Origin of the sequence: Streptomyces lincolnensis (genome assembly GCF_021173675.1) — a bacterium.
Taxonomy (GTDB): Bacteria; Actinomycetota; Actinomycetes; order Streptomycetales; family Streptomycetaceae; genus Streptomyces; species Streptomyces lincolnensis_B.
This window is the reverse complement of sequence record NZ_JAIHON010000004.1, coordinates 247,132-260,971: the sequence shown is the minus strand read 5'-3', so window position 1 is coordinate 260,971 and position 13,840 is coordinate 247,132. Positions and strand designations below refer to the sequence as shown.

Annotated in this window: 15 protein-coding genes; 7 read left to right on the top strand and 8 right to left on the bottom strand. The window is 70.0% G+C overall.

Annotated elements, in window-relative coordinates:
* The first annotated feature begins 6 nt into the window (after positions 1-6).
* Positions 7-525, top strand: coding sequence for a hypothetical protein (locus K4B79_RS11925; RefSeq protein ID WP_232026483.1), 519 nt, complete (start codon positions 7-9; stop codon positions 523-525).
* A 38-nt stretch (positions 526-563) separates the two neighbouring features.
* On the opposite strand, the gene K4B79_RS11920 is transcribed toward K4B79_RS11925, so the two are convergent.
* Positions 564-1,073: a DUF5994 family protein gene (locus K4B79_RS11920; RefSeq protein ID WP_232026482.1), complete on the bottom strand. Its 510-nt coding sequence runs from the start codon at positions 1,071-1,073 to the stop codon at positions 564-566.
* A gap of 612 nt (positions 1,074-1,685) precedes the next feature.
* On the opposite strand from K4B79_RS11920, the gene K4B79_RS11915 reads away from it, so the two are divergent.
* Positions 1,686-1,946, top strand: a complete 261-nt coding sequence (locus K4B79_RS11915; protein WP_232026481.1) for a three-helix bundle dimerization domain-containing protein — start codon at positions 1,686-1,688, stop codon at positions 1,944-1,946.
* A 130-nt stretch (positions 1,947-2,076) separates the two neighbouring features.
* Here K4B79_RS11915 and K4B79_RS11910 read toward each other — a convergent pair whose 3' ends face one another.
* The 4 genes from K4B79_RS11910 to ychF form a co-directional block, all read right to left on the bottom strand.
* Positions 2,077-4,047, bottom strand: a complete 1,971-nt coding sequence (locus K4B79_RS11910) for a potassium transporter Kup (RefSeq protein ID WP_232026480.1) — start codon at positions 4,045-4,047, stop codon at positions 2,077-2,079.
* Positions 4,048-4,622: 575 nt separating this feature from the next.
* Positions 4,623-5,036, bottom strand: a complete 414-nt coding sequence (locus K4B79_RS11905) for a DNA-binding protein (RefSeq protein ID WP_232026479.1) — start codon at positions 5,034-5,036, stop codon at positions 4,623-4,625.
* A complete protein-coding gene (locus tag K4B79_RS11900; protein ID WP_093721254.1) occupies positions 5,018-5,302 on the bottom strand; it encodes a hypothetical protein in 285 nt (94 codons plus the stop codon). The genes K4B79_RS11905 and K4B79_RS11900 overlap by 19 nt, the downstream gene beginning before the upstream one ends.
* A gap of 326 nt (positions 5,303-5,628) precedes the next feature.
* A complete protein-coding gene (gene ychF, locus K4B79_RS11895) occupies positions 5,629-6,717 on the bottom strand; it encodes a redox-regulated ATPase YchF (RefSeq protein WP_232026478.1) in 1,089 nt (362 codons plus the stop codon).
* 200 nt (positions 6,718-6,917) lie between these two features.
* Between ychF and K4B79_RS11890 the strand changes: the two genes are divergently transcribed.
* Positions 6,918-7,529 carry a DUF6542 domain-containing protein gene (locus K4B79_RS11890; RefSeq protein WP_232026477.1) on the top strand — a complete coding sequence of 204 codons (612 nt, stop codon included), beginning with the start codon at positions 6,918-6,920 and terminating at the stop codon, positions 7,527-7,529.
* Between the two features lie 24 nt (positions 7,530-7,553).
* Here K4B79_RS11890 and ppgK read toward each other — a convergent pair whose 3' ends face one another.
* Positions 7,554-8,300: a polyphosphate--glucose phosphotransferase gene (gene ppgK / locus K4B79_RS11885; protein ID WP_232026476.1), complete on the bottom strand. Its 747-nt coding sequence runs from the start codon at positions 8,298-8,300 to the stop codon at positions 7,554-7,556.
* Positions 8,301-8,362: 62 nt separating this feature from the next.
* Positions 8,363-9,373, bottom strand: coding sequence for a 4-hydroxy-3-methylbut-2-enyl diphosphate reductase (locus K4B79_RS11880; protein WP_232026475.1), 1,011 nt, complete (start codon positions 9,371-9,373; stop codon positions 8,363-8,365).
* A gap of 117 nt (positions 9,374-9,490) precedes the next feature.
* On the opposite strand from K4B79_RS11880, the gene K4B79_RS11875 reads away from it, so the two are divergent.
* The 4 genes from K4B79_RS11875 to K4B79_RS11860 all read left to right on the top strand — a co-directional run bounded on the left by K4B79_RS11875 (position 9,491) and on the right by K4B79_RS11860 (position 13,184).
* Positions 9,491-10,861, top strand: coding sequence for an APC family permease (locus tag K4B79_RS11875; RefSeq protein ID WP_232026474.1), 1,371 nt, complete (start codon positions 9,491-9,493; stop codon positions 10,859-10,861).
* A gap of 49 nt (positions 10,862-10,910) precedes the next feature.
* A complete protein-coding gene (gene xseA, locus K4B79_RS11870) occupies positions 10,911-12,119 on the top strand; it encodes an exodeoxyribonuclease VII large subunit (RefSeq protein WP_232026473.1) in 1,209 nt (402 codons plus the stop codon).
* A gap of 60 nt (positions 12,120-12,179) precedes the next feature.
* A complete protein-coding gene (locus K4B79_RS11865; protein WP_232026472.1) occupies positions 12,180-12,452 on the top strand; it encodes an exodeoxyribonuclease VII small subunit in 273 nt (90 codons plus the stop codon).
* Between the two features lie 141 nt (positions 12,453-12,593).
* Positions 12,594-13,184 carry a malonic semialdehyde reductase gene (locus K4B79_RS11860; protein ID WP_232026471.1) on the top strand — a complete coding sequence of 197 codons (591 nt, stop codon included), beginning with the start codon at positions 12,594-12,596 and terminating at the stop codon, positions 13,182-13,184.
* Positions 13,185-13,278: 94 nt separating this feature from the next.
* Here the strand turns inward: K4B79_RS11860 and K4B79_RS11855 are convergent, their stop codons facing one another.
* Positions 13,279-13,800 (bottom strand): DUF4245 domain-containing protein, encoded by a 522-nt coding sequence (locus K4B79_RS11855; RefSeq protein ID WP_232026470.1) that lies wholly within the window; start codon positions 13,798-13,800, stop codon positions 13,279-13,281.
* Positions 13,801-13,840: the final 40 nt, after the last annotated feature.

Here is a 13,840-nt window from a genome sequence, read left to right as displayed (position 1 = left end):
GGGGGCATGGAACGCAACGGACCGGCGGACAAGGTCGACGACCGCCACTGGCGTGACAGCGCCCGGTTCGCGGTCGGCTGCGCCCTGCTCTTCTGCGCCATGGATCTCCTGGTCGACTGGGACGCCGGAAGCCTGACACCGCTGCGCGCCCTGATCTGGGTCACCCTGTCAGCCACGGTGTGCGCCGTGCTGCTGCCGCCGCGGGTGAGCGCGGGCCCCGGCTGGCTGGCCGTACGCACCCCCTGGCGCAGGCGAGTGATCCACACGGACGCGCTGACCGCCGTACGGCAACACGACGGCGTCTCCGCCCACCTGGTCCTGCGGGACGTCCACGGCCACAGCCTGGAGCTCGACCCGCGCACCCTCGCCGCCAACCCCCTGCTCTGGCACGAGCTCGACACAGGTGTCCACCGCTCCCTGGAACGCGGAACACTGCGCCACGGAGCGGACGTCCTCGACCGCCTGGGCCGCCGCATCGACGACGAGACGGCTCGGGCGGTGCTGCGGGAGTCGGGACTGTCCTGACCTGATCCGCAGCCGCCATGACCGAGTCGAGCTCATTCTCATGGTCCGAACAGGTTTCGTTCGGTGATGCTCTCGGCAGCGGACGGTACGTCGAAGCGGGCCGTCGCGATCGCCAGGAGTTCGGTGGCGGTGCGGCGGACGTCGACCGGAACAGATGTGCTCAGCAGCCAGGCTCCCGCGTCGGCCGCCGTCGCGGGAGGGACAACGAGCAACGTGCGGAAGCCTTCGCTGTAGGAGCAGAGCAAGATCTCGTTCTGCTCGTGACCGGACACGAACCACCCGACGGTCACGAAGTGCCCGCCGACGGGGATCCGGTGCGGAATATCGGGCCACAGGTCGATCCCCAGGACGACCCTGGTGATGCTGCCCACCCCGCCCACCGCTTCCACCAGGACGGGAAGTTCGTCGACGAGACTGTGGGAGTAGGGCCACCAGGCCCCGTCGAGTCCGCCCCGGACGGCTTCGTACGGCGCCAGCGAAAGCCTGACCGACGGCGGTGGGGAAGGGCGCTTCGGGCCGGCAGAGGGGTGTTCGGCAGTCGGTTCCATGACGCGGACCCGCCTCCGGGCCCGGTCACACCGGCCCGGCGTTGTCGTACACCGAAAACGGCGTCAGCACGGCCACCAGCGCACGAAATGCCCTCGGTGTCTGCAGCCTACTCTCCGGCCGACCGCCCAGAACCCAGGCGCTGGGATGCTGCAGAGCGTCACCGGTCACCGCAGGTGGAGTCACGCTGGGTGGCGGCCTCGGGGACTGGTGGCGGAAGAGGGAACGGGCGGCGGCCGCCGTTCGCAACGGCGGCCGCGTGCTCCTCCAAAGTGCCCTCGTCCTCCCCCGAACGAGTCACTGGAGCACTCCCCCCAGGCTGCCGGGGGCGTGGTGCGGCCCGGCCTCGAAGTCGCCCCGAGGGACCGGCCGGGCTGTCGGCGACTTCCGCGGGAGTGGAAGGCAAGCCCGGCGCTCGTGGGTGTGCGCCGCAGGCTCGCTCTCCCACGGGATGGGCCCTCACTGATGCGCCAGGAGGCGCGGACGGCTGTCCTCAACGTAGAGCCCGGACACGGATTCGAACCCCGACAGTCCAGAACTGTTACGCACGGCGTGCGAATGCCGGCGTGGCTCTCACACCACAGGACCGCGATGATCACACCAGCACGGTGCGTATGCGCGAGAATCCCAGCGGGGGCCGGGAAGCACGCTTCGAGGCAGGTGGCGCCGTGGCGGACAAGGCACGTGAGGACGATGCCATCCGTGGCGTGGTGGAACGTCTGACACACATCTTCAGCGCGACACACAGCCCGGCCGAGGTCCAGGCCGCCGTCGCCAGGGCTCACGCGTCGTTCACGGACCGGCCCGTGCGCGATTTCGTGCCCGTACTGGTCGAGCGCAGGGCGCGGGCCCTGCTGAGCGGATCAGCCGACTGACACGAAGCGTGGCCGGGCACCGTCCGCGTTGAGGCCGGACCCGCTGTCTTCACCGCGGGACGGTCAGGACGGCGACTGCCGCCTGCGGCGTGCCCACAGTCCGCGCCACGACCGTCGATGACAGACACGCCTACACCTCGATGTGCGAGCCCATGATGACCGTTCGGTCGCGCGGGAGGCCGAAGTGCTCGGCGGCGTCGGCCGTGATGTAGGAGGTGGCGATGAACAGCCGTTTGCGCCAGGGCGCCATGGTCGGTGCCTTGCCCCGCCGTAGCTCGATCTTCGACAGGAAGTACGACGCCTGGTCGAGCTGCAACGGTCCCTCGGTCTCGGCCGGGTCGAGCATCGCCAGCGTGCCGGGCACGTCCGGTGTCTCCATGTAGCCGAACCGGGCGGTGACGTGGATGATCCCGTCGTCGGCGTAGCCGAGGTCGTCGACGACGATCCGCCGGTCGGCCGGGACGCGGGGCACGGGCTCGGTGCGGATGGACAGGATCACGACGTGGTCGTGCCGCACGTGGTTGTGTTCGACATTGGCCCGCATGGCCAGCGGAGCGGTCTCCTTGCCCCGGTTGAGGAAGACGGCCGTCCCGGGGACCTGGCGCTCCGACGCCTCCCCGCTGCGGAGTTGGTCGACGAACTCGCGCAGGGAGCCCTCGTGACGGGCACGTTCCGCGGTGACGATGTCCCGGCCGCGCTGCCAGGTCGTCATGACCGTGAACGCGGTGAGACCGATGAGCAGCGGCAGCCACGCGCCGTGGACGAACTTGGTCAGGTTGGCCGCCACGAACAGCAGGTCGACCGCGAGCAGCACGGTCGCTCCGGTCGCGACCAGCCACACGGGCGTGCCCCATTTCGCGCGGGCTACGTAGAAGAACAGCAGGGTGGTGATGGTGATGGTGCCGGTGACCGCCATGCCGAACGCGAAGGCCAGCGCCGTGGAACTGCGGAAGGCGAAGACCAGGGTGAGGACCGAGACCATCAGCAGCCAGTTGATCCAGGGGACGTAGATCTGGCCGATGGTGGACTCGGAGGTGTGCGCGATACGCAGCCTCGGCAGGTAGCCGAGCCGGGCCGCCTGGGAGGCGACCGAGTACGCGCCGGTGATCACCGCCTGGGAGGCGATCACGGTGGCCGCGGTGGCCAGGAGGACCATCGGCCACCGTCCCCAGTCGGGCACCAGCAGGAAGAACGGGCTGCTGATGTTCTCCGGATCGTCGAGGATCAGCGCGCCCTGGCCGAGGTAGCTCAGGACGCAGGCGGGGAAGACGAGGAACATCCAGGCGCGCGTGATGGCCCGGCGGCCGAAGTGCCCCATGTCCGCGTACAGCGCCTCGGCGCCGGTGACCGCGAGCACGACCGCCGCGAGCGCGAAGAAGGCGGTGCCGAAATGGCCGAACAGAAAACCCAGGGCGTAGCTGGGCCACAACGCCCTGAGGATGCCCGGGTGGTCGGCGATACCGACGACGCCGCACGCGCCGATGGCCACGAACCAGGCGATCATCACCGGCCCGAACACCCGGCCCACCGCCGCGGTTCCCCGGCGCTGCACCAGGAACAGCAGCACGATGATCACCGCGGTGACGGGCACGACCGCGCTGTCCAGCGACGGCTCGACGACCTTGAGCCCCTCGACCGCGGACAGCACCGAGATCGCCGGGGTGATCATGCTGTCGCCGAAGAACAGCGACGCGCCGAAGATGCCCAGCGCCGCCAGTACCGCGGCGGCTCGCCGGCCTCGCTGCGAGCTCCACCGCCTCAGCAGCGTGATCAGCGCCATGATCCCGCCCTCGCCCTCGTTGTCGGCACGCATCGCAAGCAGCACATAGGTGACCGTGACGATGACCACCACGGACCAGAACACCAGCGACACCACTCCGTACACGTTGTCCGTGGTGACCGGCACGGGGTGCGGATCGCTCGGGTTGAACACCGTCTGGAGGGTGTAGATCGGGCTGGTGCCGATGTCACCGAAGACGACGCCGAGAGCACCGATCACCACCGCAAGCCGTACGGCGTCCCGCGCGCCCGCCGGACGAGCCTGGGGCGGCGGCGCGGCAGCTGCCTCGTCCCCCGCGACCTCGTGCCCACGATCGGCCATGGTGATCCTCCTCCTCACGGACCGCGGAGCCGCGGGCCCGGTGCATCGCAGCGGACCCTACCGATGCACCAGCGCAATCGTCCGCAGGGGGCGCCTCCTCGTCCCGAAGCGTGTCCGTGCTACCGCCCGGCACCGGGGGTCGGCCTCCGCGGCGAAGCCGCGGAACGTAAACACCTTGCGGACCAGCAAGCCAGAGGGGCACAGCAAGAGCGCTGGGAAGCCGCCGTGCAGGAAGCCCGCGCCGCCTACGCCTACCGCGTCAAACACCTCGGAGAACAGGCAGCCGTCTGGTACCAGGTCAGCCGCCTGACCGAATACATCGCCGCAGTACGCGACCACGCCACATCACTGTCGCCCGGGCAAGTCGGACCGAGGTCGAGGCGTGGCTCACGTTCGCGGACGTGTATGTGCGACACCTCACCACATCGGCATCAGCGCCGAAACTGCCCACTCCGCCGAATCCGAGCGGCGACGGCCTCAAGCCCTCCTCGGCCACTGGAGCCCCCACGGAAAGAGCGGCACTACAGCGGCGGATCGCGGAATACCGAAACCGGAGATCCGCCGAATAAGGGAAATCACACCGCCACGAGCCGGACCCTTTCGCCGCACAGCTTGGCCATGTCGTCAATATCGGACGTCAGCATGACCACGGGGCGGTGCTGTCGCAGCGCGGCCTCGGCGACGGCCGCATCGATCGCGTACTTGTGTCCGTGCAACCCGGCATTCATCAGCAACTTCGAGGCCGCCCTCGCCTCTTCGTCGCCGACCGGGACGACCCGCAGCCCGGAAAGCACCCAGTTCAGGCGGGACTTGTTCGTACGAGCGTGGACGGCTTCGATGATGGCGAGCGCACTGATAACGACCTCCATGCCGCGCGAGCGCGCCTCAGCGATCAAAGCCACCACCTGCTCGTCGTCGGCGAGCAGCTTCGAGAGTCCCTCGCTGTCGAGGACCAACGTCCCCTCGTGACTCAACCTGCGGCGGGCCACTCTGCCTCCTCGGCGAACACCTCGTCGAAGACCTGCCGCGCCCGCTGGCGAGCCGGCTCGGAAACCGGCCCCTTGCGGCTCTCGTAGTCCGCCAAGTACTCGTCCAGGACCTGCCCACGCAGCTCACGCTCGACCGCCTCAGCGATGAACGCGGAGAACTCCCGCTTGCCCACCCGCGCCCGGATTGCCTCCGCGGTCCCCTCCGGCAGCGACAGGCTCACCCGCGTCGCCGGGCCTTCCCCGATGCTGTACGTCGTCTCACCCATACGTCGAGTGTGTCAAACGAGTAGGAAAAGCGCCACGGATCGAATCTGAACGGGCCCCGGAGTCGTGAAGAAGTCGCGGAATAGAGCCCCACCCGCCCGCCTGTCGCATCGGGAGATCGCTGCCTGAAACCCAGCACGGGCGTTCTCATCCCCTCCCAGCACGATCCCAGCACGGTAGGGATGAGCAGGGGTGATGACAGATGACGAGGGGTCAGCTTTCCCAGCACCATCCCAGCACGGGAAGAACTGAGGGCCCGACCCCGAAGCGCCGGACCCTCTCTGACCTGTATGTTTGCCAGATCAGCGAAGTGGTGATATGTCACCCGCTAGACATTGAAGCGGAACTCCACCACGTCCCCGTCCTGCATCACATAGTCCTTGCCCTCCATGCGCGCCTTGCCCTTGGCGCGGGCCTCGGCGACCGAGCCGGTTTCGACCAGGTCGTCGAAGGAGATGACCTCGGCCTTGATGAAGCCCTTCTGGAAGTCGGTGTGGATGACTCCGGCGGCCTCGGGGGCGGTGGCGCCCTTCTTGATCGTCCAGGCGCGGGATTCCTTGGGGCCGGCGGTGAGGTAGGTCTGGAGGCCGAGGGTGGTGAAGCCGACGCGGGCGAGGGTGGCGAGGCCGGGCTCCTCGGCGCCCACCGACTCCAGGAGCTCCATGGCGTCCTCGTCGTCGAGCTCGGCGAGGTCCGCCTCCAGCTTGGCGTTGAGGAAGATCGCCTCGGCGGGGGCGACCAGGGCGCGCTGCTCGTCCTTGAAGGAGTCGTCGGTCAGCTCGTCCTCGTCGACGTTGAAGACGTAGAGGAAGGGCTTGCTGGTGAGCAGGTGCAGGTCGTGGAGGAGTTCCGCGCGCTCGCTGCCCTGGACGAGGCCCGCCGAGAAGAGCGTGTCGCCCTTCTCCAGGATCTCCTTGGCCGCCTCGACCGCCGCCACCTTGGGCGCGATGTCCTTCTTGATCCGCGACTCCTTCTGCAGGCGCGGCAGGACCTTCTCGATGGTCTGGAGGTCGGCGAGGATCAGCTCGGTGTTGATCGTCTCGATGTCGTCCTTCGGCGAGACCTTGCCGTCGACGTGGACGACGTTCTCGTCCTTGAAGGCACGGATGACCTGGCAGATCGCGTCGGACTCGCGGATGTTCGCGAGGAACTTGTTGCCCAGGCCCTCGCCCTCGGACGCGCCGCGCACGATGCCCGCGATGTCGACGAAGTCGACGGTGGCGGGGAGGATCCGCTGCGAGGAGAAGATCTCGGCCAGCTTGGTCAGGCGCTCGTCCGGGACGCCGACGACACCGACGTTCGGCTCGATCGTGGCGAACGGGTAGTTGGCCGCCAGCACGTCGTTCTTGGTCAGGGCGTTGAACAGGGTCGACTTGCCGACATTCGGCAGACCGACGATTCCGATCGTGAGCGACACGGTGCGACTTCCCGGAGTGAGAGTGTGGAGAGCGGGCGGCTGGTGCGAGGGGACTTCGATTGACGGCCCCTGGGGGCCGATCCACCAGTCTACGGGCTGGCCCGTCCGGCCCCGGGCGATGTATCGAACGCTTGGCCAAGGTCCGGCCGACGGCGTGTCTGAGGGCCGATTCGACACATAAACCGACCTAAGTTGGTCCAGTGGAGCAACACAGGACGCGACCCCCGCAGTACGGAACGCGCCGCGGAGAGCCGCCGCCCCTGCCGCCGCAGGCGGCACGGGCCGCGAGCGCCCGCCCGCAGCGGCCGGCGCGGCCCGGCAGAACCGGTGCGCCGCCCCGCGGCGGCGAACCACAGCGCCGTCCCGCGTCGGTACGGCCGTCCGGCCCGCCCCTGCTCCAGGCCGTACGGCGGATGCCCAACCCCCGGCTCACCGGGCTCGGCGGCGGGCTGTTCTGCGGGGGCCTGATGTTCCTGCTCGGCTGTGTGGACGCGCTGCTGTTCGGGTCGTCGCTGACGGTGTACGGCGTGCTGTTCGTCCCGGTGTGCGCGCTGACCGCCCTCTGGATCCGTCGGGGTGACCTGCTGACCGCCCCGATCATCGTGCCCATCGCCTTCACCGCGGGCCTGTTCCCCGTGGCCGACAACACCGGCGGGGTGAGCGGCCGCCTGATGGGCCTGTTCACCGCCCTGGCGACCCAGGCGGGCTGGCTCTACGGCGGCACGTTCGTCGCCGGGCTCATCGCGACCGTACGGAAGGTCCACCTGATGGCCCGCCGGGCCGCCGCCGCCCGGAACCGCCCGCCCGCCTGACCCGCCGGACGGACACCGGGCCGGTCAGGCCCGCTTCGCCGCGCGCATCGCCGCTCCCACGATCCCCGCGTTGTTCTGGAGCTGCGCCGGGACGATCTCGGCCTGGATGCCCTCGATGTGGTGCAGGAACTTCTGCGACTTGCGGCTGACTCCGCCGCCGATGATGAACAGCTCGGGCGAGAACAGCATCTCGACGTGGGCGAGGTACTTCTGGACGCGGTGGGCCCAGTGCTCCCAGGTCAGCTCCTCGTCCTCCTTGGCCTTGCTGGAGGCGCGCTTCTCCGCGTCGTGGCCGTGCAGCTCCAGGTGGCCCAGTTCGGTGTTGGGGACCAGGACGCCGTCGACGAAGACCGCGCTGCCGATGCCGGTGCCGAAGGTCAGCAGGATGACGGTGCCCTTGCGGTCCCGGCCGGCGCCGAAGTTCATCTCGGCGACGCCCGCCGCGTCCGCGTCGTTGACCACGGTCACCGGCAGGCCGCCCAGGCGGTCGCTGAACAACGCGCGCGCGTCGGTGTCGATCCAGCTCTTGTCGACGTTCGCCGCGGTGCGGATGGTGGCGCCGCCGGTGACGACGCCCGGGAAGGTGAGGCCGACCGGGCCGGTCCAGCCGTAGTGCTCGACGACCTGCCTCACGCCGTCCGCCACCCCGTCGGGCGTCGCCGGGTGCGGGGTGAGCACCTTGAAGCGCTCCTCCGCCAGGTCGCCCTTGTCCAGGTCCACAGGGGCGCCCTTGATCCCGGATCCACCGATGTCCACGCCGAAGATCTGCATGGCCCTACGTTACGACGGACGACTGACAGTCACTCCCCCGAGGGGGCGCTCAGCGACCGGGCTCACGCCCCCGGGGCATCCGTGCGCTCCGCGATCAGTGCCGCCGCCTCCTCGCGCAGGTCGCGGCGCAGCTCCTTCGGCAGCGAGAAGGTGATGGACTCCTCGGCCGCCTTGACCAGCTCGACATCGCCGTAGCCGCGCTCGGACAGCCACTCCAGGACCTCTTCGACCAGCACCTCGGGCACGGAGGCGCCGGAGGTGACGCCGACGGTCGTGACGCCCTCCAGCCAGGCCTCGTCGATCTCGCTGGCGAAGTCCACGAGGTAGGCCTCGCGGGAGCCGGCCAGCTTGGCGACCTCGACGAGCCGCTTGGAGTTGGAGGAGTTGCGGGAGCCGACCACGATGACCAGCTCGGCCTCGGCGCCCATCTGCTTCACCGCGAGCTGGCGGTTCTGCGTGGCGTAGCAGATGTCGTCGCTGGGCGGGGAGATGAGCTGCGGGAACTTCTCCTTGAGCGCGTCGACGGTCTCCATCGTCTCGTCCACCGAGAGCGTGGTCTGGGAGAGCCAGACGATCTTCGACGGGTCGCGGACCTCGACCTTGGCGACGTCCTCGGGGCCGTCGACCAGCTGGATGTGGTCGGGCGCCTCGCCGGAGGTGCCGATGACCTCCTCGTGGCCCTCGTGCCCGATCAGGAGGATGTCGTAGTCCTCCTTGGCGAAGCGGACGGCTTCCTTGTGGACCTTGGTGACCAGGGGGCAGGTCGCGTCGATGGTGGCGAGCTGCCCGCGCGCGGCCTCCTCGTGGACGACGGGGGCGACGCCGTGCGCGGAGAACATGACGATGTTGCCCGGGGGCACCTCCTCCGTCCGTTCGACGAAGATGGCGCCCTTCTTCTCCAGGGTCCGTACGACGTACTTGTTGTGGACGATCTCGTGCCGGACGTACACCGGAGCGCCGTACTGCTCCAGGGCTTTCTCGACGGCGATCACGGCGCGGTCCACACCCGCGCAGTAGCCACGGGGGGCGGCGAGCAGGACACGGCGGCCAGGCGAAGCAGTCATGCGTCCCATCGTAAGGCCGCGTTCGGCGGGTCGGAGATCGCGTGGGTGACGGGATGGTGGGGAGACTGACCGTGGGCTGTGACGGGTGGGGAAGGACGCGACGGGCGAGGCACTGGTGGAGGCGTGATGTCCCAGGCGGATACGGCGGCACGTACGGCCCCCGAGGGAGACGGGCTGCGACGGAGCCTCGGCTTCCGTGACCTGGTCGTCTACGGGCTGTTGTTCATCGCGCCGATGGCTCCGGTCGGTGTGTACGGCACCCTGGACGCGAAGTCCCACGGAGCGGTCGCGCTCGTCTATGTCGTCGCCACCGTGGCGATGGCGTTCACCGCATTCAGCTACGCGCAGATGGTGCGGGTCGTCCCGCAGGCGGGGTCGGTGTTCGCCTACGCGCGCGTGGCGCTCGGCCGGGAGGCCGGGTTCGTCGCCGGGTGGATGGCGATGCTGGACTACCTCCTCATCCCGGCGGTGGCGTACCTGTTCTCCGGGATCGCGATGAACGCGCTCGTCCCGGAGGTCTCGCGGTGGGTGTGGACGGCGCTCGCGGTGGTCGTCACGACCGTGCTGAACCTGTGGGGCGTACGGGTCGCGGCCCGTGCGGGCTTTCTGGTCCTGGCGCTGGAGATCGTGGTCCTGCTGGTGTTCGTCGTCTCCGCGGTGGCCGTCCTCGCGCGGGACGGGGCGCAGCGGGGGTGGCTGTCGCCGTTGTCCGGGGACGGCTCGCAGGGGGCGTTCGCGCTGTCCGCGGTGATCGGGGCGGTGTCGATCGCGGTCCTGTCCTATCTCGGCTTCGACGCGATCGCCTCCTTCGCCGAGGAGGTCACCGGCGGCTCGCGGAAGGTGGCGCGGGCGGTGCTGTTCTGTCTCGCCCTCGCGGGTGTGCTGTTCGTCGCGCAGACCTACCTGGTGGCACTCCTGGAGCCGCTGTCCTCGGCACAGCTCGCGGCCGATCCCGGCCGCCAGGGTTCCGCGTTCTACGACGCCGTGGACACCTCGGTCGGCACGTGGCTGCACGATCTGGTGGCCGTGAGCAAGGCCATCGGGGCGGCGTTCGCGGCGCTGGCCGGACAGGCGGCCGCGGGACGGCTGCTGTTCGCGATGGGACGGGACCGGCGGCTGCCGCGGGCCCTGTCGAAGACGGATTCCGGAGTGCCGAGGGTCGCTCTGCTGTGCGCGGCCGTCATCACCCTGGTCGCGGCGGTCTGGGCGGCCCGCCGGGACGACGGCATGGACCACCTGGTCTCGGTGGTGGACATCGGCGCGCTCACGGCCTTCACGCTCCTGCACGCGAGCGTGGTCGGCTGGTTCGCGGTACGACGGCGGGGCGGACCGGTCAGCTGGTGGCGGCATGTGCTGGTCCCGGTCGTCGGTGCGGTGATCACGGTCGCCGTGATCGTGGAGGCGTCGCGGGCCGCGCAGGTGGTCGGGGCGGTGTGGTTCGGGGTCGGGGTGGCGGTGCTGGTGGCCCAGCGGGGGCGTGGGCCGGAAAGCGAGTAGGGGCGGGCGGTGACGGTGCGTTGTCGGACCCTGCCGTTACGCTCGCGGCATGGCTCTCAACACGTCCGCGGAAACGCCCCTGCCGGTCGGCGAGGTGTCGCGGCTCATCGGCGGGTGGATCGATCGGCTCGGCGCCGTGTGGGTCGAGGGGCAGATCACCCAGTTGTCGCGCCGGCCGGGTGCGGGGGTCGTGTTCCTGACGCTGCGTGATCCGTCGTACGACATCTCGGTGAGCGTCACCTGTTATCGGCAGGTGTTCGACGCGGTCGCCGATGTGGTGAGCGAGGGCGCCCGGGTGGTCGTCCAGGCGAAGCCCGAGTGGTACGCGCCCCGGGGGCAGTTGTCGCTGCGGGCCGCCGAGATAAGGCCCGTGGGAGTGGGTGAACTGCTCGCGCGTCTGGAGCGGTTGAAGAAGTCGCTGGCCGCGGAGGGGCTGTTCGCGCCCGAGCGGAAGAAGCCGTTGCCGTTCCTGCCGCAGCTCGTGGGGCTGGTGTGCGGGCGGGCCTCGGCGGCCGAGCGGGACGTCCTGGAGAACGCCCGGCACCGCTGGCCGGCCGTCCGCTTCGAGGTGCGCAATGTCGCCGTGCAGGGCGTGCACGCCGTGCCGCAGGTCGTGCAGGCCGTCAAGGAGCTCGACGCGCTCGACGACGTCGACGTGATCATCGTCGCCCGTGGCGGGGGCAGCGTGGAGGATCTGCTGCCGTTCTCCGACGAGCAGCTCGTGCGGACCGTCGCCGAGTGCCGTACGCCGGTGGTGTCCGCCATCGGGCACGAGCCGGACAATCCACTGCTGGACCACGTCGCCGACCTGCGGGCCTCCACTCCCACCGACGCCGCCAAGAAGGTCGTACCGGATGTCGGAGAGGAGTACGAGCGGGTGCGGATGCTGCGGGACCGGGCCCGGCGGTGTGTCGTGGCGTTCGTCGACCGGGAGGAGCGCGGGCTCGCCCACGCGCTCGCCAGGCCGTCGATAGAGGATCCGCACCGGATGATCGACGAGCGGGCGGACCACGTGGCCTCCCTGCTCGACCGCGGCCGGCGCACCGTCGGGCATCTCCTCGACCGCGCCGACTCGGAGCTGACGCACACCCACGCGCGCGTGGTGGCCCTCTCCCCCGCCGCGACCCTGCAGCGGGGGTACGCCGTGCTCCAGAGGTCCGACGGGCATGTCGTGCGCGGTCCCGGTGAGGTGTCCGGGGACGAGGTCCTGCGGGCGCGGGTGGCCGAGGGCGAGTTCGTCGTCCGGGTCGACGCTTAGGCGACACGTGAGCGGCGTGCGGGGGGATTCGATGTCCGAGTCGGTGCATAGGGTGGGCGGATGACCAGCAAGGTGGAGGAGACGGCGGCCGTGACCGAGGCGCTCGGGTACGAGCAGGCGCGGGACGAGCTGATCGAGGTCGTACGGCGGCTGGAGGCGGGCGGTACGACGCTGGAGGAGTCCCTCGCGCTCTGGGAGCGGGGCGAGGAGCTGGCCAAGGTGTGCCGACGGTGGCTGGACGGGGCGCGGGCCCGGCTGGACGCGGCGCTCGCCGAGGATTCCGGGGACGGGGACACGGACGAGGACGGCTCCGGCGGCGGCGACTCCGCGTAGGGCTCAGGGCGTGCGACCTGTGAAGCGGGTCACCCTGCTCCGGCTTTAGTTGAAGGTTGAACTTCACTGTCGTACGGTCGAGGACGTCAACCGGCCCCCGGTCCGTTTCGGGGTCCGACGTGCGTCCCCAGAAGGTTCACCATGTCTCTCGTTCTTGACTCCGCCGCCCAGGACCTGCTGTTCCGCGAGGCCCGCACCGCCAACACGTTCACCGACGAACCGGTGACCGAGGAGCAGGTGCAGGCGATCTACGACCTGGTCAAGTACGGCCCGACCGCCTTCAACCAGACCCCGCTGCGCATCACCCTGGTCCGCTCCCCCGAGGCCCGCGAGCGCCTCGTGCGGCACATGGCCGAGGGCAACCAGGCCAAGACCGCCACCGCCCCGCTGGTCGCGATCCTCTCCGCGGACAACGAGTTCCACGAGGAGCTGCCGCACCTGTTCCCGGCCTTCCCGCAGGCCAAGGACCTCTTCTTCAGCGAGCGCCCGGCCCGTGAGTCCGCCGCCGGCATGAACGCCGCCCTCCAGGCCGCGTACTTCATCATCGGCGTCCGCGCCGCGGGTCTGGCCGCCGGCCCGATGACCGGCGTCGACCTCGAGGGCGTCCGCAAGGAGTTCCTGGACGACGACCACACCCCGCTGATGGTCGTCAACATCGGCAAGCCGGGCGAGGACGCCTGGTACCCGCGCTCCCCGCGTCTGGCGTACGACGAGGTCGTCACCACGGTCTGAGTTCCGGCGGCGTGACACACGCCCCGTGTGACACGTAAGACGTGGCACATGAGAAGGGCCCCCGGCATCCGCGCCGGGGGCCCTTCCGCATGCGTCACGTCGTCTTCAGCGCCCCGGCCATCTTCTCCAGCTGCGCGAGCGAGGCCGTGCCCGCCACCACCGTGGTCGAGCCCTTCTCCTCCAGCACCAGGGCGTCGTAGCGGCCGCCGGTGTACCGCGTCCAGGTCCGGCCGTCGATCCGGCGGGTGGTCGTGGACTCCTCGCCGCCCTGAGTGGCCTCGTCGATGAACGCCGACGGCTTCTGAGTCGACTGTTCGACCTGCACGTACTGACCGTCGGAGGAGTGGAAGCCCAGATGCCAGACGTCGAACTGCTCGCCGTCGAAGCGCACGGAGGTCGCCTTCCAGCCGGTGGGCAGGGGCTCGGGCGCCGCCACCGGGTAGGAGGCCGCGCGCCGGGCCGTGAGCAGCTCGACGCGGTAGTCGACCTTCGGGAGGTCCGGGGTGGAGTCGTCGTGCGGGACGAAGAGATACACGACTCCCGCCGCGAGGATGGTCACCCCCAGCGAGAGGACCATGTTGCGGACCGACTTCTGCTTACCGTTCGAACCTGCCACGCCCCTATCGTCGCAGGTGCCCGGTCCGCTCATCCGTGGG

Bases quoted from the DNA above. Each gene is read 5' to 3' on its own strand.
- xseA (WP_232026473.1), top strand. From the start codon at position 10,911: ATGGCTCTCAACACGTCCGCGGAAACGCCCCTGCCGGTCGGCGAGGTG.
- K4B79_RS11875 (WP_232026474.1), top strand. From the start codon at position 9,491: ATGTCCCAGGCGGATACGGCGGCACGTACGGCCCCCGAGGGAGACGGG.
- K4B79_RS11925 (WP_232026483.1), top strand. From the start codon at position 7: ATGGAACGCAACGGACCGGCGGACAAGGTCGACGACCGCCACTGGCGT.
- K4B79_RS11865 (WP_232026472.1), top strand. From the start codon at position 12,180: ATGACCAGCAAGGTGGAGGAGACGGCGGCCGTGACCGAGGCGCTCGGG.
- K4B79_RS11900 (WP_093721254.1), bottom strand. From the start codon at position 5,302: ATGGGTGAGACGACGTACAGCATCGGGGAAGGCCCGGCGACGCGGGTG.
- K4B79_RS11910 (WP_232026480.1), bottom strand. From the start codon at position 4,047: ATGGCCGATCGTGGGCACGAGGTCGCGGGGGACGAGGCAGCTGCCGCG.
- K4B79_RS11880 (WP_232026475.1), bottom strand. From the start codon at position 9,373: ATGGGACGCATGACTGCTTCGCCTGGCCGCCGTGTCCTGCTCGCCGCC.
- K4B79_RS11915 (WP_232026481.1), top strand. From the start codon at position 1,686: ATGCGCGAGAATCCCAGCGGGGGCCGGGAAGCACGCTTCGAGGCAGGT.
- K4B79_RS11860 (WP_232026471.1), top strand. From the start codon at position 12,594: ATGTCTCTCGTTCTTGACTCCGCCGCCCAGGACCTGCTGTTCCGCGAG.
- ppgK (WP_232026476.1), bottom strand. From the start codon at position 8,300: ATGCAGATCTTCGGCGTGGACATCGGTGGATCCGGGATCAAGGGCGCC.
- K4B79_RS11920 (WP_232026482.1), bottom strand. From the start codon at position 1,073: ATGGAACCGACTGCCGAACACCCCTCTGCCGGCCCGAAGCGCCCTTCC.